Raw genomic sequence first — 23,029 nt, 5'->3', positions numbered from 1 at the left:
ATTAAATATCATTGTAAAGGTTTCATTAACGCAAATAGCAGTAAAACTATTCCAAATATGATATTTTACCCAGCTGAATTCGAGGGAATAGCTTAAACTGTTAGTCATTTTCTCAAATTGTTATATTTTTAATATATTTAACTTGTTCACTATTTTGTATTTCTGCTTTAATAAGTGAAATATTTTATGATAACTCTATTGCTGACATTATTTTGAATTGTCACGTCAGATTTTTCTTCACGGGAGAAGAAGCATGAAAATTGTTAGCCCTATAAGCAGAATTCGATGGGCCGTCATCTTTTCATTTAGCGGAGCGCTATTGGCAGGTTGTTCTACACCGTATCATACAGCAGCACCTATTTCGAGTGTGAATGATAGCCAATCTAGCCAGCCAACGGTGCAAAGGACGACACCGGCCTCGTCACCAAATACGGGTATGAGCACGGCAATGCCATCGTCTCGTCCAAATTTATCAAGTAATACAAATACTCAGCCTGTAAGCCGTAGTTCAGCACCGGTAACAACTAATGGTGAAGGGCGCATAGTATACAACCGTGACTATGGCAGTATTCCAAAAGGCAGTTATAGCGGTAATAGTTATACGGTCCAGCGTGGTGATACATTATTCTATATTGCATACTTAACCGGTAATGATTTCCGTGAGTTAGCATCGAGAAACAATATTTCAGAACCTTACAGTCTAAATGTAGGGCAGGTTATTAATATTGGTAACACAAATGTGAACTCGAACACTCAATTAGCGGCAAATTCATCAAATAGTCATCAGCAAGCGGTTGATCTTCGAACAACTAATGAGTATCCTGCAAACAGTGGTGGTCAAAATTCAGGTAAGATGTTGCCTAATAATAAGAAACCTGCGACACAGGCTTCAACGACAACAACAACCTCGACAACAACCGCTTCTACTGCAGTCAGCAGTACAAATAATTCGTCAATAAAATGGCGTTGGCCAGCAGAAGGGAAAATGATTGAAGGTTTCTCTGATGCTCAAGGCGGGAACAAAGGGGTAGATATCGCCGGTTCTCGTGGTCAAGCTGTGCTTGCTGCTGCGCCAGGAAAAGTCGTTTACGCAGGTAATGCTTTGCGTGGATACGGAAATCTAATAATTATAAAACATAACGATGACTACTTAAGTGCTTATGCTCACAACGATACATTGCTTGTGCGTGATCAGCAGGACGTCACTGCGGGTCAAAAAATAGCCACTATGGGTAGTACTGGAACTAGTTCGGTTAGACTACACTTTGAAATTCGTTACAAGGGAAAATCAGTAAACCCGTTGCGCTATTTGCCGCAGCGATAAACTGGGTAGAGTGTTTTGGCATTCTACCCGCATTATCTAGGGTAGGAGTCACTGATGAGCCAAAGTTCGCTGAAAGTTAACGAGTTATACAATGACCTCGATGAAAGTAATTTAAATGACACTTTTGATGAGAGTCAGTTTAAAGAAGAGGATCTGGTTACTGAGCTAGATGACGAAATGGATTTACTCCAGAACACAAGTCAGCGTGTTCTGGATGCCACTCAAATTTATCTTAGTGAAATTGGGTTCTCACCACTCCTTACAGCAGAAGAAGAAGTTTTCTATGCAAGACGTGCATTGCGTGGTGATATCGCATCACGACAGCGTATGATAGAAAGCAACCTTCGTCTCGTTGTAAAAATATCACGCCGCTATAATAATCGAGGCCTTGCATTACTCGATTTGATAGAAGAAGGAAATCTTGGGTTAATTCGTGCCGTTGAAAAGTTTGATCCAGAAAAGGGGTTTCGCTTTTCAACATATGCAACGTGGTGGATCCGTCAAACGATCGAACGCGCTATCATGAATCAAACTCGAACTATTCGCCTTCCTATTCATATCGTTAAAGAACTCAATATTTACCTCCGTACTGCACGTGAATTAGCCCAGAAGTTGGACCATGAGCCAAGCCCTGAAGAGATCGCTGAGCAGCTAGATAAACCTGTCGAAGATGTCAGTAGGATGTTACGTTTAAATGAACGTATCACATCTGTTGATACGCCAATTGCAGGGGACTCAGAGAAATCTTTGCTTGAGGTATTGTCTGATGATAATGATTCAGGTCCAGAAAATACAATTCAAGATAATGACTTAAAAGAAAATATTGTTAAGTGGTTATATGAATTGAACCCAAAACAAAGGGAGGTTTTAGCACGACGTTTTGGGCTTTTAGGCTATGAAGCGGAAACTCTAGAAGAAGTTGGCCGTGAAATAGGGTTAACAAGAGAACGTGTTCGCCAGATCCAAGTCGAAGGTTTAAAGCGATTGAAAGATATTTTACATGGAGAAGAGCTGACCTTAGAGTCGATATTTAATATGTAGATGTTGATTCGATAGTTAAAAACCCCTATAAGCTAATGTTTATAGGGGTTTTTGTATGTAAAGAATAGAGAGTGAGCTTAATTAATGGGAACACCACTGTGAAATTTAAAATCGTCATCCGGTGTTGAAATTAATTCAGCTTCAATAATGCCAAAATAATTAACTCGTTCAGTAATATCTTGTTTGCTAATTAATTGTGCTAAGTGCAAATAATCTTGATAGTGGCGAGCTTCTGAGCGTAATAATGAAATATAAAAATTTGCAAGCTGCTCATCAAGAAATGGGGCTAATTTAGCAAAACGCTCACAAGAACGTGCTTCGATATAAGCTCCAATAATTAGTTTATCAACTAAGGTTTTTGGATCATGGGGGTCGACATGGCTCAACAACCCTTTAGCATAACGGCCTGCAGTGATGCCATCGTATGGAATATTACGTTCATGCATAATCTCTAGAACTTGGTAAAAATGATGAAGTTCCTCTTTGATTAGCAGGACCATTTTATCAATTAAATCTTGACTATAAGGTGATTGTTTTTTTGCCAATATTTGTTTAGAAACCTGATTTTTGTTTCTTAATGTATGGATGTCACCAACCCTATCATAAGCAAATGATTCATAAGGTTTAAACCATTCAAGTAGCACTGCAGCACTGTCTTTATCGACAGCATACTTGCGAATTAAAAACATCGCACTTTGCGCGGCCTTTAACTCGCATAATAAATGGTCTTTTAAGATAATGGGCAAGTTTTCAGGCAAACTCGCTTTTTTTACCCACGCATCAGGTGTTTCACATTGCAGAAACTGCCTGATTGGTGCGAGTAACTGTGCATACTCATCCATGTTAGTTATCCATATCCTTTAACCGATAAATCCAATCTAGGGCTTGGCGTGGAGTGAGTTTATCTGGATCAATTTCAGCTAGAGCCGTTAATACTGGTGATGGCTCGACATCTTCTGTGGTTAAAAAGCTCAGTTGTGCGCTATCCACATGGCTCGCATTGGCATTGTTTGAGATAACTTCAAGTTCTCTAAGTTTTTGTTTTGCCCGTTTAATCACATCCTTTGGTACACCGGCAAGAGAAGCGACAGCAAGGCCATAGCTTTTGCTAGCGGCACCGTCTTGAACGTTATGCATAAAAGCAATGGTATCACCGTGTTCAATAGCATCGAGATGGATATTGACCGCACCTTCGAGTTTCTCAGGGAGTGTTGTTAATTCAAAGTAATGGGTTGCAAATAATGTCATTGCCTTGATTTTATTCACTAAATTCTCAGCGCAAGCCCAAGCAAGAGAAAGACCATCATAGGTTGAAGTCCCGCGACCAATCTCATCCATTAGCACTAAGCTATTCTCTGTTGCATTATGAAGAATATTAGCGGTTTCTGTCATTTCCACCATGAATGTTGAACGGCCAGATGCAAGGTCATCCGAGGCGCCGACACGGGTGAAAATGCGATCGACTGGGCCTATCACCGCTTTGCTGGCAGGGACGAAACTACCGATATACGCTAACAGGGTAATCAATGCGGTTTGGCGCATATAGGTACTTTTACCGCCCATGTTTGGACCTGTGATGATCAATAAACGACGCTGCGGTGACAGCGATAATGGGTTGGAAATAAACGGTTCGCTAAGCACTTGTTCTACTACAGGGTGGCGACCCTCGGTAATTTGAATACCCGGTTTCTCAGTCAGTTGTGGGCAAGCGTAGCCTAGAGTTTGTGCTCTTTCCGCAAGGTTGGCTAGGACATCTAGCTCAGCGAGTGCTTCAGCACTGGTTTGCAACGCAGCAAGATGAGGTAATAGCATATCAAACAGCTCATCATACAGCGCTTTTTCAATAGCGAGTGCTTTTCCTTTTGATGTCAATACCTTATCTTCATACTCTTTGAGTTCAGGAATAATATAGCGTTCCGCATTTTTTAACGTTTGGCGACGGACGTAATGGATAGGCGTTAAATGGCTTTGACCGCGGCTAACTTGAATATAGTAGCCATGAACTGCGTTATAACCGACTTTTAGGGTATCGATCCCCAGTTTTTCCCTCTCACGAATTTCGAGTCTATCGAGGTAGTCGGTTGCTCCATCAGCAAGAGCACGCCATTCATCGAGTTCACTGTTATAACCTGGGGCGATAACTCCGCCATCACGTACCAATACAGGCGGCGCATCAATAATCGCTTTTTCAAGTAAGTCTTGTAACTCATCAAATTGACCAATACGATTTTGAAGAGCTTGTAAATACGAACAACTTGATTGGCTTAGTATTTGATGAATATCTTGGTATTGCTGGAATGCGTAACGCATACGGGTTAAGTCACGTGGGCGTGCGGAACGCAGTGCTAAGCGTGCTAATACACGTTCTAAATCCCCTATTTGGCGCAAAAATGGTTGCAATTCAAAACCGCATTCTTGCAATGCACTAATAGCTTGTTGGCGGTTATTTAATACTTGAATATTACGCAATGGGGTATGTAGCCAACGTTTTAGCATACGGCTACCCATTGGGGTCACACACATATCTAAAATGGCGGCAAGTGTGTTTTCTGTACCACCGGCAAGGTTTTGCGTGATTTCTAAATTGCGACGAGTCGCTGCATCCAAAATGACATTATCATTTTGTTTTTCCATCACAATACTGCGAATATGGGGCAGTGAAGTACGCTGAGTATCTTTTACATATTGCAATAGGCAACCTGCGGCTCTGAGCGCTTTATGGGCATCTTCAACCCCAAAACCGATTAAATCTTTCGTGCCAAACTGTAAACCGAGCTGTTGTTTTGCTGTATCGAGTTCATATTCCCACAATGGGCGACGACGTAGGCCTTTATTATGTTCAATTAATGCCATACTGGCGAAATCTTCGGGGTATAGAAGTTCAGCAGGGCGAGTGCGCTGCAGTTCGGCTTGTAATGCCTCTTCGTCGGCAATTTCACTAATAATAAAGCGACCGGAGGTAATATCTAATGTTGCGAAACCAAAACCTTGTTGGTCTTGCCATACCGCGGCTAAAAGGTTGTCTTGCCTTTCATTTAATAGGGCTTCATCGGTAATGGTGCCTGGTGTCACAATGCGTACTACTTGACGCTCAACTGGCCCTTTACTGGTCGCTGGGTCGCCAATTTGCTCACAAATGGCGACGGATTCACCCATTTGTACTAATTTAGCTAAGTAACCCTCTGCAGCATGGTGAGGAACACCCGCCATAGGGATCGGCTGCCCTGCGGATTGACCTCGCTTGGTGAGGGAAATATCTAACAGTTGAGACGCTTTTTTAGCATCATCAAAAAACAGTTCGTAGAAGTCACCCATGCGATAAAACAGCAGTATGTCTGAATGTTGTGCTTTTAGTTTTAGATACTGCTGCATCATTGGTGTGTGGGATTCGAAACTTTGCTTATCAGTCATAATGTTGTCTGTTCTAACGTATTGAGTTAACTAAATTCTGTGAGGTGTTCAGAGACTAAAATACCACAGATCGTCTCAAATGAGAGTAGGCAAACGAGTTAGCCATGGATTTCTCTATGGTATTACGTTGAGGTTATCGGGAGCAACGTGCATTTGGTGATAAAGTGTCTGAAATATGTATTAGTGATACAAAGGTAAAATTGATGACTAAAAATGAAATTTATGTAGGCATGTTGTTCTGGATTTTGCCTCATATTAGGAATATGCAAATTCAAGATAAAAATCTAGACTGCAGGATTAGTCTTATTACTATGAGTAAATACTAAGAATAGTCCATAAAGTTAGTGTGTTATATCGATTTTTTTATTCGTATAAGTTAAAAAGGCACTTCATATACAAATTGAGAGGTTTTTATGAAGTTAAGTACATCAAAAGCATTATTTATCGCTGCAGCAATGACTATGCCTGTGATGGTTTATGCTAGTAATGTCCCAGTACCTGGGTTAGCAACGGATCCTCTCAACGAATGCTATGAGCAGATTGCAGATGCTCCACGGACAGCAGTTCAAGCATGTTTACAAAGTAAGCTAGATAGAGCAGATGAGATGATGAGTAAATCACTTGCAGATAATGAAACTGAACTGAAAAAAATTGACTCTTCTGCAACAGCACAAGCGATTGCTTCTCTAAAAAAATCACAGGATGCTTTTCTGGCGTTCAGAACCAGTGAGTGTCAACGTCAAGGTGATGCTTTACTTGGTGGAAGCGGAATAGGGGATGTGATGTTAGCGTGTAAGGTTAAACTGACTTATTTCAGAATTGAAGCGCTGAGTCTTTAATCGTATTTTTCATTATGTATTTTGGCGCCTTTATGTATGTCATGATGCGCTATTATCTAATATAGAAAAAACGTCTTTTCCCCTTAATTAACTTCTTAATTTTTAGTAAGGGCTTTTTAGTCATATCTTATGTCGTTATTATGAATACCCCTCTTTGAGCTAATATAAGTCGCCGAGGAGTATTTTAGTTACTGAGCCGCCTTTTTCAGTTTTTCAACTTGTTCGGCGGTGACGGGTTTACCTTGTCCTCCCCACTCAGCACGTGCCCATGAAATTAAATCTGCCATTTCTTGAGGCGTTAAATCATCGGCAAAACTTGGCATGGCATACATACGCTGCCCATTCGGGAAGGTGGTGGTTGGAATACCGGTTAATACCACACTGATAAAGGTTTCAGGGCTGTCCATGGCTAGGATGGCATTACCTTTCAACGCTGGAATACCATTTGGCACACCTTCTCCGGTGATCCCGTGGCAACCTGCGCAGGTAGACATATACATCAAGCGACCGGTTTCCATGATTTGACTGACATCACCCACTTCTGGTGAGTTTGCCTCCGGTAATGGCGCTGGTGGGGCTTTGGCTCCGAGTATTTTTCCGTGTTTATCGGTCATCAAATAAATCGCCATGTCATCAACATCGCTTTTTTTCATCTGACTAGTCGAAAAATGAGTCACTGTGCTCATATCTGCAAATGCAGAGCCTTGCGGGGCATTACCTGTCAGTAAAAACTGGCTCAAGGAGGCGGTATCGTACCCATGCTTAGAAAGCGCTTCGGCCGTGATATCAGGGATCGCTAAACCGGCTTCTTCACCCCCTTGAAGTGACCGTGAAAACTCGACGCCCATCATTAGGTTACGTGGTGAGTGGCAAGCACCGCAGTGTGCCAAACCTTCGACAATATACGCACCACGGTTCCACTCGGCAGAGCGTTGCGGGTCATGGGGCGCATTTTGTTTAGGAAAGTTGAGCAAAGTCCAGAAGTTCATAAATGGGCGAACGGGTAGGACAAATACCCCGGTATTTTCTTTGTTTGGCACCGCCATTGGTGGAAGTGACATCACATAAGCATACAGGGCATCAATATCTTCCGATGTGGTCATATGGGTAAATACAAACGGCATCGCAGGGTAGAGATTACCTCTCTCTTTGCCAATTCCGTCTTTTAAAGCACGATGGAAATCAGCACGGGTATAGTTACCGATACCAAATTGCTTATCAGGCGTGATATTTGTGGAGTAAATGGTACCGAAAGGGGTTCCGATAGCACGACCACCCGCAGCCAATGGGCCTTCAGGTAATGAGTGGCAACCAAAGCAATCCCCAGCGGTTGCCAGTTCTTGCCCTCTAGGCAGTAACTTGGCGACTTCTTCTGAGGTCAGCGGTTTATCTAAATCAGGGCCGATACTGGAGGTACGAAAAGCGCCAAACAGGATCGCAAGCATTAATATTATGAATAATAAGATAATAATATAAATGCTTTTACGTAGAGAGCTGGATTTAGCCATGATGTTTCCCCCTAGTCGATCACGCAGCCAGGAGTGTCGAGAGCGACTTTCCTCACAGCTTCATAGTAGCGTACATAACCTGTACAACGGCAAATATGCTCATTGAGGGCTTCTTCAATCGCATGTTCGAGTTGGTCACGTTTCACTGGATTTTTCTTCAGTTTATCAATAAATACCGTCGCGCCCGTGACAAAACCGGGCGCACAATAACCGCATTGGAACGAAAAGTTTTCGATAAAAGCTTGTTGAATTGGCGTTAATTCAACAACTTTGCCTTGTTCATCCAGTTTGGCTTGCCCTTCGATGGTGACAATATTTTTATTGTTGAAATAATGGGCACCAAAGATACAGGTGCGGCTTTCAACCGTTGTGCCATCGGGCTGGATTTCCATAATGGTGCAAGCATGGCAGATCCCTTGTCCGCAACCAAAGTGGGTGCCAGTGAGGTCTAGGTATTCATGTAGAAACTCAATCATTGGCATCCCAACAGGGACATCAATAGGACCAATTTTTTGGCCGTTAATGGTCAGTGTTAGTGGCTTGCGCTCAATAATCGGAACGGCATTGTTGATTTTCATGAGAGTGCCTTTTTAATTTTATCTACCGTAATAGGGAATTCATAGAAACGCTTGCCTGTTGCATGGGTTAATGCATTGCTCGTCGCAGGTAAGATTGGGATCATCCCCAGTTCAGCCATGCCTTTTGGTGGCGAAGTTTCTGAGAGAGGTGGTAAGTAATCAATGGTTTGCTGCCAAACTGCCACATCTTTTGCGCGCGGTAGGACATAACGATTAAAGTTCCATGTCCCATTACCTGGTCCATTTTCATACAGTGGTAATTCTTCCATCAATGCATGGCCGATACCCATCGCGGTACCCCCTTGAATTTGGCCTGAAACCAATTCAGGGACAATCATCGTACCGGGATCCATAATCATATGGTGGCGCATGATATCGACCTCACCCGTCATCGTGTTGACGTTGAGCTCGACTAGGCAAGAAGCGGGTGTAACCGTTGTGGGGGCTGCTTTTGCGCGTTGTGTGGGTGGGTAATAGGCAATTTTACGTTTAATAAAATGGTAACCGCCAGTTGTCATCTGTTTTTTCAGCTCTTGTGGCGCACCCTCGCCATAACGAACGGATATCGCATCAAGAGGCAGATTTTTTAAGCCCACAGTTGGGATATCGAACTCTGCGCGAGCCCACTGCCAGCTGGAATAGCCGTGAACAGCAACCCCGGTGATGAGCCCCATCTCATGGGCTCTTTTGGCTAAAATGTCAAAAGGAATGGGCTTCATTCCGCCACCGCCAATACCTTCTGGGCCGACACGAATATCCGCAAACTCGACATTTAGGCCGTTGAACGCACCGCCGCCGGGGCCTTCACTCCAAATACTTTTGGCCGCAGGCCAGAGGGTATTTTCCAATAAAAAATGGCCAGCTTGGCGCGTGCCGAACCCAATGTAATAAACACCGCTCGATGAACTCATGTCAGGGATCAGAGCCGGCGTCCAATAGGGATCCGTTTTGGACAACTCGTCTTGTTTTTTCTGATCTGCCCAACTGGTTTTGAGTGGGAGTTCTTCAAATTCCGTTACACCAAACTCAACCACATCAGGGGCTTTGCTGAGTGCTTGCCACACCATCACTTGCTGTGCGGTTGTACCACCGGTACCAATCTCTTGCATACAATGGCGCATTGTTAGTTTGCCATTGATATCAAATTCGAGGGAAAGAATGGTTGGGACGCCACTAGAGCCATAAACTTGCTGCACTTGTGCGAATCCAACACCGTATAGCTTACCGGGGTTTTTCGCTTCATAATCGGCTTTGTTTTTCTCACGTTCGACCCAAATCGGGTGTTTTTCCGCGAGGTTTAACATTTCGACATTGCGAGGGTCACCGGCGATAACACCGCCTTGTGTATTCGGATAACCTTCTAAAATGGCATTACGACGGCGTAGTTCGATTGGGTCAATATTGAGGTTGTGAGCGATTTCATCGACCATCAATTCAGTGACAGCCATCGATTGCAAGGAACCAAAGCCACGCATTGAGCCCGCTTCGACAGCCGGAGTGGCCATGGCGAGAGCAGTGAGGTCTGATTTAGGGAAATAATAAATAGATTGGGCACCACGTACCGCAACGTGGGATACGGCAACGGAGAGGTTTTCACGGCCTCCACCATTACAGTTGTAAGTACCTTTTAAGACATCAAATTTACCGGTTTTTTTATCACCAATAATGGTGACATCCATCTCAATGGAGTGGCGTTTCATCCCCATTTGGAATTGTTCATAGCGGTCATTTGCCATGCGAACAGGCAAGCCATCAGCGTAGAAACTAGCAACCATCGAATAGAACGGAAAAACTGAATAGTCTTTTGAGCCGTAACCAACAGTAGAACCGGTTAATAACACAATGTTTTCGACGGAAAAATATTTGTTGTGTTTAGATAGCTCAGCAGCAGCATTGACGACACCCGCAGGAGATTGCGTTGCGGTTAAGATATGCAGCGTTTTGGTTTGTGCGTCATACCAAGTATTACAGTTATCAGGCTCCATCGCGCAAGGGTCGATGGATTGTGAAAAACCATGGCGTTCAATCACAAACTTATCAGGGTTCTGGCGAGCGGCTGCGATTTCTTGCTCAATTTGCCGTGCGTAGTCCATCGCTTTTTCTTGTTTATCAGGGCTCTTTTCTGCCTGATGCAGGGCTTGAATAAAGCCGCCACCACGATCTTTACGGATGACGGGTGGAATAGAAATGGCGTGTTTGGGGTCATAAGGTGGCCAAATAGGGGTATTGCCATCAAACCCACCTTTAATTCCTGAATCTTGATAAGGAGAAAAAATAGAAGGCGATAGTGGGGTGTCACCACCGATACGCACGTACCGTGCTGCACCGTAGTTAGCAGGCGGTTTTGGCCCTGTCACCGTTCCGTATTTTACGGTGTTTGTGGCAAAGCGTAACATCCGCTGTGCCGCACTGTATTTATCGAAATCATGATAAATCAAGATAGCAACAGGGTGGCCAATAATCGGTGGGGTATCTCCTAGGGGCACTAAAATATTGGTGCCATAGAAGCCTTTCCCCATACTGGTGTCTTGAGGGATATTTAAGCCATCACGGATAAGGTCTTCTTGTAAAACAACCTTATCAGGTTGTAGATTTGGCCCTAACATTGAAATATCAATGCCTTCAAAGGTTTTATCTGCCTCTGTCGCTTTTAACATAAAGGCATAGCTTTGTTTTTTGGGCCAGCCGGGGATGTCTTTAGCGCGGTAATCACGAGCAAAGTTTTTACGCCCAGTGACTTTTTCAACGCCATCCCAACGAAAACGTGCTTTACCGTTTTGACCAATCCAATCCGTTGATGGAGAGTCAGAATCGAGCTCCATTGCTATCGCAAAAGGGAGTTTGCCGACCATCACTGCAATACCCGCAATAGTGCCTAGTTTGATGAAATTGCGTCTAGAAATATGTCCCGACATGGTGTGCTCCCTGATTATATTTTTAGGGTTTTTATTATGAACAATGGAGATAAATAATACTTTTTAGCCATGTACTATAAGGTTGTTTTATTTCGATTAAATTAGCTCACAATTCGATGGCTAATATCAGATAGCTCAGTAAGTTACACAAATATTATGGGTATCTATAATGATATATCAAGAATCAATAAGGGGATTTATAAAACAAAGTGAATAATATTGTTGGAGTCATCTTAATATGACAGTGTTGAATAAAATAACTGAGCTTTATTAGAATATAATTTATGTAAATGACATCAATTCTTATTAATGAATAATTAAATCAATATGCATTTAATTATATAAAGTATATTTGTATTCGGTTATTAAATAGAAAACTATTGGGCTCGTTAAATACAAACAAGCCCGATAGTTCATTTTTTGTCATTATTGACGTAAAGATTTAATCTGCTCAGGGGTGACATCGGCAGGCTGTCCTCCCCATTGAACGCGAAGGAAGTTCACTAACTCGCTAATTTGTTGGTCATTTAGCTTATTAGCAAACCCCGGCATGCTTTGCATGTTTTGGTTATTAGGAAACGGTTGTTCAGGCAAACCATCTAAAATAGCGTTAATTAGGTTAGTGCTATCCGCATCACGTAATGTTGAATTCCCTTTCATGGCCACCGCCACATTCGGTTTGCCGCTACCATCATAGGAGTGGCAGCCGGAGCAGGTTTCTAAATAAATTTGGCGGCCTTGTGCGTTACCTTCCCCCATTCTTAATGGTGAAGTGGCTGGTGGGTTATCGCCCATTAAATAGGTGGCTATGGCACTATTATCTTCTGGAGTTAAATGTTGTGAACTCAGATAAATTACAGGGTGCATATCACTGTAGGCGGAACCTTGCGGCGTGAGCCCAGTCATGAAAAACTGCTGTAAATCTTCTTTTGTCCATCCTCGTTCTGCAAGCGCTTTCGGGGTAATATCTGGCGCCATAAAACGGCCTAATGCACCGCCTTTCATAAAGTTATCCAAATCCATTTCACCCAATTTCCCTCTTGGGGTATGGCATTCGGCACAATGCTCTAATACATTAACTAAATACCGGCCACGTAGCCATTCAGAGGAGCTACCTTGTGAGCTATCGGGGAGTGGTTTATCGTTAAAAAACAATAAATTCCAGCCAATCATAGCCATACGTTGGTTTAGTGGGAATGGCAATGAATTTTCAGGTGGCGCGACATCAACAGCGGGTTGACTCATCAAATAACTGTAAATAGCGTCAGAATCTTCACGAGTGATCCCTTTGTAAGAGGTATAAGGCATTGCCGGATAAAGATTTTTACTCGGCGGTGAAATTCCTTGGGTCAGTGCTTTATAAAAATCATCTTTTGTCCAGCGGCCGATACCAAAGTCAGCTGAGGGCGTTAAGTTACTGCTGTAGATGGTACCAAATGGGGTATCGAGTGGAAAACCACCGGCTAATGGTGCGCCATCAGCACTGGTGTGGCACGCAGCGCAGTCACCGGCCAATGTGAGATAACGACCTCGCTCAATTTCTTGAGGCGTCGCGGTGACTTTTTGTACCGGGCCATCTAAGGTACGGCTTTCATACCAGTAGAGCACCGCCCAAACGATGATAGCGATGGCTATCAACCATAAAATAATTCGTTTGATCATTTTATTGCCTCCTTGATAAGACCAGGAGTCGCCAGAACCACATCGCGTACCGCTTCATAATAGCGGACATAGCCCGTACAACGGCAAATATGGTTATTTAGAGCTTGTTTGATAGCCTCTTCTAAGTCTGCTTCTGCAATCGGGTTTCGCTGAAGTTCTTCAATAAATACAGTCGCTGCATTTACAAAACCTGGGGTACAGTAGCCACACTGAAAACTGAAATGCTCAACAAAAGCTTGTTGAACTGGGGATAATTTTACCTCCCCGTTTTCTTCTTTGGTGGCAGCCCCTTCGATAGTTCGAATGCTTTTATTATTGAAAAAATGTGCGCCAGTAATGCAGGTACGGATCTCTTCGCTAGTACCGGATGGATTATCTAAGATAACAACGCAAGCATGGCAGATGCCTTGACCACAGCCTAGTCGAGAACCTGTTAGGTCAACATATTCATGAAGAAAGTCGATCATCATGAGGCCTTCAGGCACGTCCATTGGTCCATACTGTTGGCCATTAATGGTTAAGGTAAGGGGAAGGAAATTTAGGCTCATGATATTACCTCTAAAATGTCTTTTGCGCGTACAGGCAAATGCAAGAAATGATGACCAGTTGCATCTGCAATGGCATTGACGATGGATGAAACCACCGGGATCATAACAACCTCAGCAACGCCTTTCGGCGGGTCAGTGTCCGAAAGTCCGGGTAAGACTTCGTTGGTTTGTTGCCAAACAGCAACGTCACTGGCAAGCGGGAGATGATAACGGTTGAAGTTCCATGTCCCATTACCGGGGCCATCTTCGTAGAGAGGTAAATATTCATGGAGCGCATGGCCGATACCCATTGCTAATCCACCTTGAATTTGCCCTGAAACCAGTTGTGGAACGATAAGATTACCGCACTCCACCACGCTATGGTGATTCAGCAATTCGACTTGCCCAGTCGCTTTATCAATGGATAGTTCGCTAACGGTAGCGACGGCACTGTAGTAAGTGACTCCGGCATTATTTCTTTGTGTATCAGGGTAATACGCTTTTTCGCGGTGGCAAACTTGGTATTCTTTATCGGCAAATCGTAGCGATAGCCCATCAATCGGTAAACGGCGGGTTTCACCCTGAATAGGAAAATCGGCTTCAGCCCATTGCCAGCGGTTAAATACGTGGCACACTGCGCCAGTTACCCCGCCCATTGCAAAAGTGCGTTCAATTAAGCGCGGTAAGCTAAGCACCTCAAGCCCATCAGCGGTTAAGCCTTCAGCAACCCAACGAGCATCCTCACGGCGAACAACGAGAGGAGCAGCTTGCCCGCCACCAATGCCTTCTTGCCAAATTGACATAGCCGCTGGCCATAACCCATGTTCGAATATAAGACGCGCTGCCGCTTCGGTGCTATGGGTGAAATAATAGGCGGAATTACTGGCACTCGCAGGTGAGCAGTAGTTCGGTGTCCATAATGGGTTTTGTGCTAAGTGGTTTTGCTCATCTTGTGACATAGCAAATGGGTTACCTGTTGAGATCATCGGTAAAATTGACCAATCAACAACGGAAAAGTGAGCTTGTTCCGCAGGCTTTCCTAACCATTTAGCGCAAACCACCGATTGGGACGTAGACATACCTGTACCAATTTCTGCACCACTATGGTAAATGGCAATTTTACCCTCGGGGGTAAGTTCTACGCGAGCAAAGGAGGATTCCGCGCCTGTTCCGAAGTCTTTTTGCACACAAGAAATCCCTGTACCGAATAGTTTACCGCTATTTTTTGCTTCGAAGTCAGCTTTACGTTTTGCTCTGTCAGTCCAGATTGGGTGCGCAGCACAGCGGGTTAACACTTCATCGGCACGAATTGCGCCGCCAGGAATTGCCCCTTGGGTATTCTTCATCCCAGATTTGATGATATTTTTAAGACGGAACTCGATGGGGTCAGCTTTGAGGAGCTTTGCGGCTTCTTCCATTAACATATCGGTTGCTGCCATGGCTTGTAAAGTACCATAACCGCGAGCTGAACCCGCATCGACCGCTCTTGATGCAATACCGACTGCTGATAAATCACTGCGGGGAATATAATAGATAGCTTGGGCACCTGTAGCCCCGACCATAACAACGGAAGGCGTAAAATTACAGCGACCACCGCCGTCACCAATAAAAGAAGCTGAAAGGGCTTCAATTTTATGTGTTTTTTTATTAACCGCTAAGGTGTAATCCATATCGAAAGCATGGCGTTTGATGGTGGATTGAAATTGTTCATAACGGTCATTAGCTAGACGAATAGGAACTCCGTCCCCATATAATGTTGCCATCGCACCATAATAGGGGAATGGAGTGTGGTCTTTAGAACCATAACCAACGGTAAAACAAGGGTGTAGGAAAATTTGTTTAATTGGGAAATGCGATTTTGCCAACATCTCTGGTAATGATTCCGCAACTTCCTGAGGGGACTGTGTCGGAATAACAAGATGGAATGACTGTGTTTTGGCGTCGTACCAACCGTTAGCGTTATCAGGCTCTAAGGCAGCAGTATCAATGGATTGAGAAAAGTATTTTCGTTTGAGCACTAACCAGTCTTCCGGTGGGTTTTCCAGTTGTTTAGCGAGCTCATCAGCATATAGCATGCCTTGTTGATCTAATTTTCCGCCTTCGCGACCTTCAGGCCAAACGGGTAAGTGCTTTTTCATGCCAATAGGGGAGATTGGCATATCTTTTAGGCTTGAATAAATATCTGGCTCATAAGGATTTTCATTGCCAATTCGCACGCCACGGTAGGTTCCCCATGGGTCTCGTTCTAATGGGCCAGTTACTGCGCCGTATTGGATAACATCGTCACGGAATTTTAAGGTTTCTTTGGCAAAACGGAATTTAGCAAAATCATGATAAATCAATAATGCGACGGCTTGGCCAAGGTAAGCGGGAGTTTTCCCTTCTGGAAGCAATAAATCATCACCATAAAATTCAGGAAAAGCAACGCCATCTTTTTCTAAGTCACTTGCGGTTACGATGCGGTCAGGCATCAGGCCATTTTTTAGTCGATCAAGGTTAAAGCCTTGGTAAATTTTATCGGCTTGAGTCACGCGGAGTAAAAATGCATGACCTTGCTGTTTTGGCCAGTGAGGGATATCTCGTGCACGGATGTCTCTGGCGAAGACTTTTTCCCCTTGGACTTTGGCAAACCCATCAATACGAAATTTGATTTGCTTGTCGACCGGGTTCCAGTCAGGAGATTGAAGGATTTTTTCTTCGAATAGCACATCAAAAGCACGGCTATACAAAGGGGCTAAATAAACAGATATTCCCGCTATAACGGCACATTTTAGAAAGTGTCTGCGGGAGAGTTCGACATTGCTTTTGCTCATAATACACCCTTACACTTATTATTATTACATCGGTATTTTTATTTTTATAGTCACATCGAAAAAATTACTCGTGTCACATTTATATTATACCTCTCTTAATAATTTTCAAATTAATGATAAGTAGTTCTTGTGATCTTACTGAATATACTTTATTTATGGGATACGCAATCAGTATATCGATTTAAAATAAAAACTATGAATATTGGTATTTTAATATTGGCAGCAGGAAAAAGTGAACGTTTTCAAAATGCTGGAGGTACAGGAAGTAAATTGAATTTCATGCTTGAAAAAAATACAGTTTTTGAGAAAACACTATTAAATTCAATCGATAGTGAGCTTCCTGTGCATGTAGTGACACGGCCTGAGAATGAAGGTGTTATTAATAATTGTTTACAATTTAATATTCCATACTCGTTGATAAATAGTAATGGGCTAGGTGAATCAATCGCATTTGGTGTTAAAAACACTTCAAATTTAGATGGGTGGATAATTCATTTGGCGGATATGCCATATATCAATAGTCATTTATTTACCCGTGTAGCGAATAAATTAAAACACCATACATTAGTCAGGCCAGTATATAATGGTTTACCAGGCCATCCGGTGGGAATATCTGCGAAGTATTATACGGAATTAATTAATCTAGTAGGTGATGATGGTGCGAAATCAATATTACGTCGCAACCTTGTTTATCAATTAAACATAAATGACGAAAATGTTGTAAAAGATATTGATTATCCGAGTGTTGATAACGATTAAGGAACGAATATGTTGCGTGAAGATGTTTTTGTTATCTCTCAAGCCCTTTCTTGGATAAAAAAAGAGCCTATATGGTTGTGTACGGTGCTAAGTACATATGGTTCTTCCCCTCGTAGCCCGGGTTCACTTCTTGTTGCAAAGGCAGATGGTCAGTATGTTGGTTCTTTATCAGGTGGTTGTATTGAGGAAGATTTTATTCAACGAATCAAAAATATTGACTATGTTAGTCACAGCCAAGTTGTTCGTTATGGGAGAGGTGGGATTGAAACTAAAGTCAACTTGCCCTGTGATGGCAGCTTAGATGTTTTGATCGAATATTTACCCAATAATGAAAAATCGCTTCATTACCTTGTTGAGATCCACAATGCGCTATTGGGTTATTCGGCCATTATCAAGAAAGTCACTTTGCCGCAGAGCGGTGAAATTCATATAGCTAATAAATCAGAGCAACCAACACAGATAGCGCGTGATGGCGATAAAATTCAGTTATATATTGCAGCTCCTCCTCGGTTAATTATCGCAGGAATTTCTACTGTCGGAGCCTATTGCGCTAATTTTGCCTTAACATTGGGTTTTGAGGTCATTATTTGCGATCACCGAGAAGACGAAATAGCGCGTTTTGCACCACAAATTCCACCCCAAGTTGAGGTTGTTTCTTTATTTCCCGCCCGCTATTTAGAAGAACAAGGTTGTTCTCCAAATACTGCCATTGTTTCCTTAACCCATGATCCCCGAATTGATGATTTAACTCTGATGGAGTCGGTTAATACAGAGGCTTTTTACATTGGTGCAATGGGATCAGTAAGAACGAGTGCTCGTCGTCGTGAACGTCTTATAGCATCTGGTGGGATGACGGAAGAGGAAATAAAGCGTATTCATGCCCCCATTGGTATTCCGATAGGTAGCAAAACACCACCTGAAATTGCTTTAGCGATAATGGCCGACATCGTTGCTTATAAAAATGGCGTGACCTCATCAGAGACTGCATATAAAACGAAAAAATTGATGGGCATAAATTAACTATTTAATATAACGTAATTTTATTTCTAATAGCTCACGCCATTTTAGATGGCGGAGCTAACTACAAATAATGTAGTTAATATATGGAGGTAATCGCTTCTCCCATTTTAACCAAATATTTTGATGCATCATACCGATCGGTAATTATTTCAATGTAAGCTGCGGTCTCCAGAGTTTCAATATGCAGTAAGGTGTCATTGAGTTCCTCGCAGGTTGTTACTTTTTTACAATACCAATCATCACACCCAAGTGCCGAAGGTAGCTGTGCATAATTCCATTTAGCAACATCGTTATAATAATATTCAGGTTCTCGACAAAATAGTCGCTCGATAAGGTAGCCATCGTTATTTAGAACAAAAATAATGGGTTTTAATCCAAATCGTGAAAATTGACTAATTTCTTGCATAGTTAATTGATGAGCACCTTCACCGGTTATTAAAATAATACGACGAGAGGGAGATGCTAAGGCTGCACCTAATGCGGCAGGCGTCGCCCAACCAATTGATCCCCATAAAGATTGCGTTTGAAAAGACGCCCCTTTAGGTAAAAGTGCAAATGCTAAGCCCATGGTGAATGTGCCTATATCACCAAATATCATATCGTTAGGTTTGAGCATTTTTTCTAATCGAGGGTATAAGAATGTTTCCGTTATTTCTTTTGTGGCTGAAACTATTGGCTCCCCAAGTGATTGTGCTCTTGGGAATGAATTTTGACTAAAAGGATAATGAGTAGGAGATATTAAATTATTCTTTAAGGCTAGAAGAATATCCTTCATATAAATATTATTGTAGCATTGGTCATCTATAATTACGTAGTTATCCATAATATGGATGATGTTTTCAGCTTTAATATTTGAGGTATAACAAGCCGTATTAAAATCTGACATAATTGTGCCGAAATTTAAAATACAATCACAACTTTCTACAAATGAAGTCACTTGTGGATTGATAAAATCACCTGCATACATTCCCATATATTGTGTGTTAGTTTCATCTAACACGCTCTTATCCATAAAGAGGGTTGTATAGGGAATTTGGGTATGTTCAATAAGGTCTTGTAAATTTTTTTCTAACCCTAAACGTAAAGAGATAGAGCCAGCTAATAGGCAGGCTTGTTTGCTATTAATTAATTTATTAATTATCAGATTAACTGTCGTTTTTAACGTTTTTAAACAGCTTTTGGGGGCAAATGATAAGGATGTATTAGTTTGTTTGATAATAGGCTGCATTGCATAATCAGCAGGTAATCCAAAATAAACTGGTCGGCGTTCATGTAAGGCGCATACGATTAACCGTTCAGTCTCTTCAATACAGTTTTCAGGGGTAATGATGGCATGAGCACAGACAATATGCTGGCTCATTTTATAAAATGCATCATAGTTTCCATTTCCTAATGTGTGATGAGCAATGCGTTGGTTTTGCTGTGATTGGCTTGGAGGCATCCCGACTAAGTGAAATATTGGTAATCTTTCTGCAAAAGAGCCCGCTATTGCATTTAGCGCACTTAGCTCGCCAACACCAAATGTTGTTGATAATGCGGCCATTCCTTTTATTCTTGCATACCCATCGGCGGCATAGGCTGCATTGAGCTCATTGCAGTTACCAACCCAACGTAAATAAGGCGTTGTACAAACCGTATCATTAATAGGAAAGGAATAATCACCTGGTACACCAAAAATATCTTCAATTCCTAAGTCATATAGTTTAGATAAAATATATTCAATCACAGTTTCGTTCATTTTATTTCTCCAATTATTAATTAATAACAGTCTTGTGATTTTTATGTTTATAAAAATAATACTAGTTAATGAGAGAAATAATAAAATATTATTCTTCGTAATAGGATTGAGTATATTTGTTAAATTAAAATATAGTGAGGGACTATTTGATAGGATGAATTAAAAAAGAACGAATAAAAGCAGTAGATTTTTATTATAAGACCTCACTGCTATTATTAAATGTAATATTAAAATTTAGCGGCTGTTACCATTATTTCAACAAGCACTTGGTCTCGAGCCATATTAGCTTCAACAGCAGCGCGGGCTGGGCTGTTTTCAACGGGCATCCATTCTTCCCATACAGCGTTAAACGCTGAAAAATCCCTTGCCATATCTTTAATCCAAACTTGAGCAGATAGAATTCGAGTTTTATTACTGTCGCTTGCAGCAAGTAAAGCATCAATTTTCGCTAAAACCTCAAATGTTTGTTGAGTTATGTCACCGGTTAGGTCATTAGGTACTTGCCCTGATAAATAAACTACCCCTGCATATTCAACGCTGTCTGCTAATCGTGGTTTCGGGTTGTTACGTTTGATGGACATGATTACCTCGTTAATCCAGTTAAAGAAATGGGGGATGTTTGTTCTGTTATCAGCTGGGTTAATATTTCCGCGCTGCCTGCGGCAAGAGTAAACCCTAAACTACCGTGTCCAATATTAAGCCATAAATTTTTATAGGCAGTTTTTCCTAATAGAGGAGGGCCTTTTGGTGTTGAGGGGCGTAAGCCACACCAACTTTCAGCATCGTTAATTTGGGGTAATTCAGGGAAGGTATTTTTTATAATATTTTTGAGTGCTTGTATTCTATTTTCACGTAAACCTTGATTGTCATAGCCAATATCAACCATTGCAGCAATGCGTAGTTGGTCATTCAGTTTGGCATAGACAATTTTATTGGCGTAATCGGTAACGTTAATTTTCGGAACAATATGCTCAGTTTGTGGGTATTCAACACTGAGGCTATACCCTTTTAACCCTAAAATAGGAGCATTAATATTCAGTGGTTTTAATAATTCGCGGCTGCCATTTCCTGCACAAACAATAAAATCGTCAGCTTGGATCGTTCCCTGGTGAGTCGCTATTCCAGTGATTTCGTTATTTTGTGTAATGAAAGATTTAACACTGTGCTGCAAACAAAGTTTAAATTTAGGTTGTGTGAGTAAATATTGCAGTAGATTTTTACAGAATAAATAACAATCAGCGCTCTCATCATCAGGGGCATATATTGCACCTACTAGCTGAGACTGTATATTTTTTAAAGAAGGCTCTAGTTCAACAATTTCAGCGGGCGTTAATACTTTTTGAAATTGTTTATTAACCGTTTCACTGGCTTTTTGGAAACTTTTATTATCACGGTGGATAATTAATTTCCCTGATTTCTCCCAAGCAAAATCAGCGATATCACCATTGCTACGCCATTTATTCATTATTTCTTGGCTCAGGAGTGATAAACGTAAAAGATGGGCACCATTAACTTTATTGGTTTTACGGTTACAAGCTAATGTGAATTGCGCTAGCCAAGACCATTGTTGTAATGAAGGCATTATTTTTAAATTTAAAGGTGAGTCACTTTTTCCCATCCAGCGTAAGCCTTGTAAAGGAACACCTGCATCAGCAAGGGGAGATACATAGCGATAGCTGAGCTGCCCACCGTTAGCAAAACTGGTTTGCATACCGACATCGGTATCTGATTCAACTAATGTTACGGTTTGGCCTGCTTTAATTAATGCATAGGCGGTGCTTAAACCAATAACACCTGCGCCAATAACCACCACATGTTTAGTCATAATAATCCGTAACCTATAAAAACCAAGATGTTATTATTTAACGGTGAATAAGCTAACTAAACAATTGAGTTTTCATTACCAGAGTATAACTTTTAGTTAACTACTTTATTTCTTTTTTCGAGTGTGGATGCCAAGGTGTTAACATAATTCTGTGCGGCTTTGGTTAATGGCTTATCAGCTCGATGAAAAACAGATACGGCAAGGTGTAAACCTTCCTGTAATGGATAAATCATCGATTCAGGTAATGTGTGCTCGGCTGAAAAAATATCGGTAATACTGCAGCCTAATCCAGCTTGGACAAATTCTGCTGCCATATGGTAGGTGTGCACACTAATATTTGACTCTGCAAACTCATGACGTTTTTGTAATAGCTGAGATAAGGAATCAGACCCAGGGTGGATCCAACGCTCTTGGTCGATATCAGTGAGGGACACTGGGGAGTGTAGTGGTAATTTGCTATCCACATAAACCAATGGGATATCCGCAATGGGGAGAACAGTAATCCCCCCTTCAATTTCAAGATTAAAGCCAATACCAATATCGAGATCTTGTTGGGTTAATAGCTGCAGAATATCCGTTGTATGATGTGTACCGATCGTGAGTTTGATATTGGGATGTTTTTTTATAAATTGCGCGGTTACTTCAGGTACTAAGTTCAGCCCTAAGCTAGGTAAGCAACCAATGGCTAATTTACCTTGTGGATCACGTGATAAATTTTGCGCTAAAATTCTGAGCCTATCTAAATTATGATAAACTTCTTTGGCTTCCTCAAATAGTAGGTTTGCCTCAGCAGTCGGAATTAATTTTCCTCTTATTCTCTGGAATAAGACTAAGCCAAGTTGTTGTTCTGCATGTTTTAAGGCCTTACTTGCCGCAGGTTGTGAGATATGTAAAACCTCCGCTGCACGAGTTAGAGAGCCACAAGTCATGACCGCATAAAAAATATCGAGATGCCTTAATTTCATTTTCAGAAACCTATTATTTGCCTTTACTCACAGAAACCAACTGTTGGTATTAATTCGCATATTCTACCGAATTAATACCAATTAATCTGAATAACTCTTCATTT

The 23,029-nt window shown here is 41.9% G+C and carries 17 protein-coding genes; 5 read left to right on the top strand and 12 right to left on the bottom strand.

Annotation, left to right across the window (positions count from 1 at the left end; genetic code table 11):
- The first annotated feature begins 253 nt into the window (after positions 1–253).
- Both nlpD and rpoS read left to right on the top strand, forming a co-directional pair.
- Positions 254–1,324: a murein hydrolase activator NlpD gene (gene nlpD, locus PSF42_RS17790; protein WP_272680467.1), complete on the top strand. Its 1,071-nt coding sequence runs from the start codon at positions 254–256 to the stop codon at positions 1,322–1,324.
- Positions 1,325–1,378: 54 nt separating this feature from the next.
- On the top strand, positions 1,379–2,365 hold the full coding sequence (rpoS, locus tag PSF42_RS17785) for an RNA polymerase sigma factor RpoS (RefSeq protein WP_125893908.1): 987 nt from the start codon (positions 1,379–1,381) through the stop codon (positions 2,363–2,365).
- A 77-nt stretch (positions 2,366–2,442) separates the two neighbouring features.
- Here the strand turns inward: rpoS and miaE are convergent, their stop codons facing one another.
- Both miaE and mutS read right to left on the bottom strand, forming a co-directional pair.
- A complete protein-coding gene (miaE, locus tag PSF42_RS17780; protein WP_125893910.1) occupies positions 2,443–3,207 on the bottom strand; it encodes a tRNA isopentenyl-2-thiomethyl-A-37 hydroxylase MiaE in 765 nt (254 codons plus the stop codon).
- Position 3,208: 1 nt separating this feature from the next.
- Positions 3,209–5,776 carry a DNA mismatch repair protein MutS gene (mutS, locus tag PSF42_RS17775; RefSeq protein ID WP_272680466.1) on the bottom strand — a complete coding sequence of 856 codons (2,568 nt, stop codon included), beginning with the start codon at positions 5,774–5,776 and terminating at the stop codon, positions 3,209–3,211.
- Positions 5,777–6,189: 413 nt separating this feature from the next.
- On the opposite strand from mutS, the gene umoC reads away from it, so the two are divergent.
- Positions 6,190–6,615, top strand: coding sequence for a lysozyme inhibitor LprI family protein (umoC, locus tag PSF42_RS17770; RefSeq protein ID WP_102140101.1), 426 nt, complete (start codon positions 6,190–6,192; stop codon positions 6,613–6,615).
- 188 nt (positions 6,616–6,803) lie between these two features.
- Here umoC and PSF42_RS17765 read toward each other — a convergent pair whose 3' ends face one another.
- The 6 genes from PSF42_RS17765 to PSF42_RS17740 form a co-directional block, all read right to left on the bottom strand.
- On the bottom strand, positions 6,804–8,123 hold the full coding sequence (locus tag PSF42_RS17765) for a cytochrome c (RefSeq protein ID WP_272680465.1): 1,320 nt from the start codon (positions 8,121–8,123) through the stop codon (positions 6,804–6,806).
- Between the two features lie 11 nt (positions 8,124–8,134).
- Positions 8,135–8,701 carry a (2Fe-2S)-binding protein gene (locus PSF42_RS17760; RefSeq protein WP_272680464.1) on the bottom strand — a complete coding sequence of 189 codons (567 nt, stop codon included), beginning with the start codon at positions 8,699–8,701 and terminating at the stop codon, positions 8,135–8,137.
- Positions 8,698–11,616, bottom strand: coding sequence for a xanthine dehydrogenase family protein molybdopterin-binding subunit (locus tag PSF42_RS17755; protein ID WP_272680463.1), 2,919 nt, complete (start codon positions 11,614–11,616; stop codon positions 8,698–8,700). The genes PSF42_RS17760 and PSF42_RS17755 overlap by 4 nt, the downstream gene beginning before the upstream one ends.
- A 426-nt stretch (positions 11,617–12,042) precedes the next feature.
- Complete coding sequence (locus PSF42_RS17750) at positions 12,043–13,278, bottom strand: c-type cytochrome (RefSeq protein WP_125893957.1); 1,236 nt, start codon at positions 13,276–13,278, stop codon at positions 12,043–12,045.
- Positions 13,275–13,826 (bottom strand): (2Fe-2S)-binding protein, encoded by a 552-nt coding sequence (locus PSF42_RS17745; protein WP_272680462.1) that lies wholly within the window; start codon positions 13,824–13,826, stop codon positions 13,275–13,277. Before PSF42_RS17745 ends, PSF42_RS17750 begins: the two co-directional genes overlap by 4 nt.
- Complete coding sequence (locus PSF42_RS17740) at positions 13,823–16,618, bottom strand: xanthine dehydrogenase family protein molybdopterin-binding subunit (protein ID WP_272680461.1); 2,796 nt, start codon at positions 16,616–16,618, stop codon at positions 13,823–13,825. Before PSF42_RS17740 ends, PSF42_RS17745 begins: the two co-directional genes overlap by 4 nt.
- Before the next feature lie 195 nt (positions 16,619–16,813).
- Here PSF42_RS17740 and PSF42_RS17735 point away from each other — a divergent pair, with 195 nt between their 5' ends.
- A complete protein-coding gene (locus PSF42_RS17735) occupies positions 16,814–17,377 on the top strand; it encodes a nucleotidyltransferase family protein (RefSeq protein ID WP_213914302.1) in 564 nt (187 codons plus the stop codon).
- Positions 17,378–17,386: 9 nt separating this feature from the next.
- Positions 17,387–18,397, top strand: a complete 1,011-nt coding sequence (locus PSF42_RS17730) for an XdhC family protein (protein WP_272680460.1) — start codon at positions 17,387–17,389, stop codon at positions 18,395–18,397.
- Between the two features lie 76 nt (positions 18,398–18,473).
- Here PSF42_RS17730 and PSF42_RS17725 read toward each other — a convergent pair whose 3' ends face one another.
- From PSF42_RS17725 to PSF42_RS17710, 4 genes are all read right to left on the bottom strand, one after another.
- A complete protein-coding gene (locus PSF42_RS17725) occupies positions 18,474–20,135 on the bottom strand; it encodes an alpha-keto acid decarboxylase family protein (RefSeq protein WP_272680459.1) in 1,662 nt (553 codons plus the stop codon).
- 227 nt (positions 20,136–20,362) lie between these two features.
- A complete protein-coding gene (locus PSF42_RS17720) occupies positions 20,363–20,716 on the bottom strand; it encodes a RidA family protein (RefSeq protein WP_272680458.1) in 354 nt (117 codons plus the stop codon).
- Positions 20,717–20,718: 2 nt separating this feature from the next.
- On the bottom strand, positions 20,719–21,960 hold the full coding sequence (locus PSF42_RS17715) for a D-amino acid dehydrogenase (protein ID WP_248466896.1): 1,242 nt from the start codon (positions 21,958–21,960) through the stop codon (positions 20,719–20,721).
- 92 nt (positions 21,961–22,052) lie between these two features.
- Positions 22,053–22,925 carry a LysR family transcriptional regulator gene (locus tag PSF42_RS17710; RefSeq protein ID WP_125893971.1) on the bottom strand — a complete coding sequence of 291 codons (873 nt, stop codon included), beginning with the start codon at positions 22,923–22,925 and terminating at the stop codon, positions 22,053–22,055.
- Positions 22,926–23,029 lie beyond the last annotated feature (104 nt).

Source organism: Providencia sp. PROV032, assembly GCF_028484875.1.
Classification (GTDB): Bacteria; Pseudomonadota; Gammaproteobacteria; order Enterobacterales; family Enterobacteriaceae; genus Providencia; species Providencia rettgeri_E.
Note: the sequence above shows the minus strand (reverse complement) of the source record. Positions and strands in the feature narration are given on the sequence as shown.